At 52.7% G+C, this 1,728-nt stretch carries 1 rRNA gene; it reads left to right on the forward strand.

Going from position 1 to position 1,728, the window contains the following annotated elements:
- Positions 1-46: 46 nt before the first annotated feature.
- Positions 47-1,728: ribosomal RNA gene (locus QP363_RS12575) — 23S ribosomal RNA — on the forward strand; the annotation flags it as partial.

The following is a 1,728-nucleotide window of genomic DNA, read 5'->3' on the forward strand; positions in this document are numbered from 1 at the left end:
CATTGTCTTCTGCTGCTTTTGTGGTGGTGGTTGCCTTGTTGGTTGTGTGTTCGTTATTTAGGGCGCATGGTGGATGCCTTGGCATGCTGAGCCGATGAAGGACGTGTAAGGCTGCGTTAAGCCTCGGGGAGTTGTCAATAAAGCGTTGATCCGAGGATGTCCGAATGGGGAAACCTGGCACCTGTTATGGGGTGTTACCCTTCAGTGAATTCATAGCTGTTGTGGGGGTTTACGCGGGGAAGTGAAACATCTCAGTACCCGTAGGAGAAGAAAATAAAATATGATTCTGCTAGTAGTGGCGAACGAACGTGGATGAGGCTAAACCGTGTGCATGTGATACTTGGTAGGGGTTGTGTGTGCGGTGTTGTGGGCCCCAATGGAAGCCAGCTACCACTGGTTTGCTTGTGTGTTGTTGTTAGGTGAAGTGGTGTGGAAACGCCTACCGTAGAGGGTGATAGTCCCGTAGTTGAAGGCTGCAATGCATGGGTTGTTGGGTTGCCCGAGTAGCAGCGGGCTCGTGGAATCTGCTGTGAATCTGCCGGGACCACCCGGTAAGCCTAAATACTCAGTGTGACCGATAGTGTATGAGTACCGTGAGGGAATGGTGAAAAGTACCCCGGGAGGGGAGTGAAATAGTTCCTGAAACCATGTGCTTACAATCCGTCAGAGCACTTTTTGTTGTGTGATGGCGTGCCTTTTGAAGAATGAGCCTGCGAGTCAGCGGCATGTCGCGAGGTTAACCCGTGTGGGGTAGCCGTAGGGAAACCGAATCCTAATGGGGTGTTGTCAGTGGCGTGTCCTGGACCCGAAGCGGGGTGATCTACCCATGGCCAGTGTGAAGCAGTAGTAAGATGCTGTGGAGGCGCGAACCCACGTAGGTTGAAAACTGCGGGGATGAGCTGTGGGTAGGGGTGAAAGGCCAATCAAACTCCGTGATAGCTGGTTCTCCCCGAAATGCATTTAGGTGCAGCGTCGCATGTAGCTTGGTGGAGGTAGAGCTACTGGTTGGTTGAGCGGGACTACAATCTTAGCAATGTCAGCCAAACTCCGAATGCCATCAATTGTGTTGTGCGGCAGTGAGACTGTGGGGGATAAGCTTCATAGTCGAGAGGGAAACAGCCCAGATCGCCGGTTAAGGCCCCTAAGGGTGTGCTAAGTGGAAAAGGATGTGGGATCGCGAAGACAGCCAGGAGGTTGGCTTAGAAGCAGCCATCCTTGAAAGAGTGCGTAATAGCTCACTGGTCGAGTGGTCCTGCGCCGACAATGTAGTGGGGCTCAAGCACACCGCCGAAGCCGCGGCAAACTTTATTGTTTGGGTAGGGGAGCGTCGTGCATGTGTTGAAGCGTTACCGTAAGGAGGCGTGGAGTGTGTGCGAGTGAGAATGCAGGCATGAGTAACGAATTGGAAGGTGAGAATCCTTCCCGCCGGATGACTAAGGGTTCCTGGGTCAAGTTCGTCTTCCCAGGGTGAGTCGGGACCTAAGGCGAGGCCGACAGGCGTAGTCGATGGATAACCAGTTGATATTCTGGTACCCGTATATCCGCGCCCATGATAAAGCACTGATACTAACCACCGCGGATACGATTGATGTGTTCTTTGAACACGTTGGTTGTTGATGTCGTGGGGCCTGATGTGTGGTTCAAGTGATGGGGTGACACAGTGTAGTAGCCATGCCGCTTAATGGATTGTTGGTGTAAGCGTGTGAGGTGGTGTGTAGGTAAATCCGC

This window comes from Corynebacterium sp. UMB6689 (assembly GCF_030215295.1).
GTDB lineage: Bacteria > Actinomycetota > Actinomycetes > Mycobacteriales > Mycobacteriaceae > Corynebacterium > Corynebacterium aurimucosum.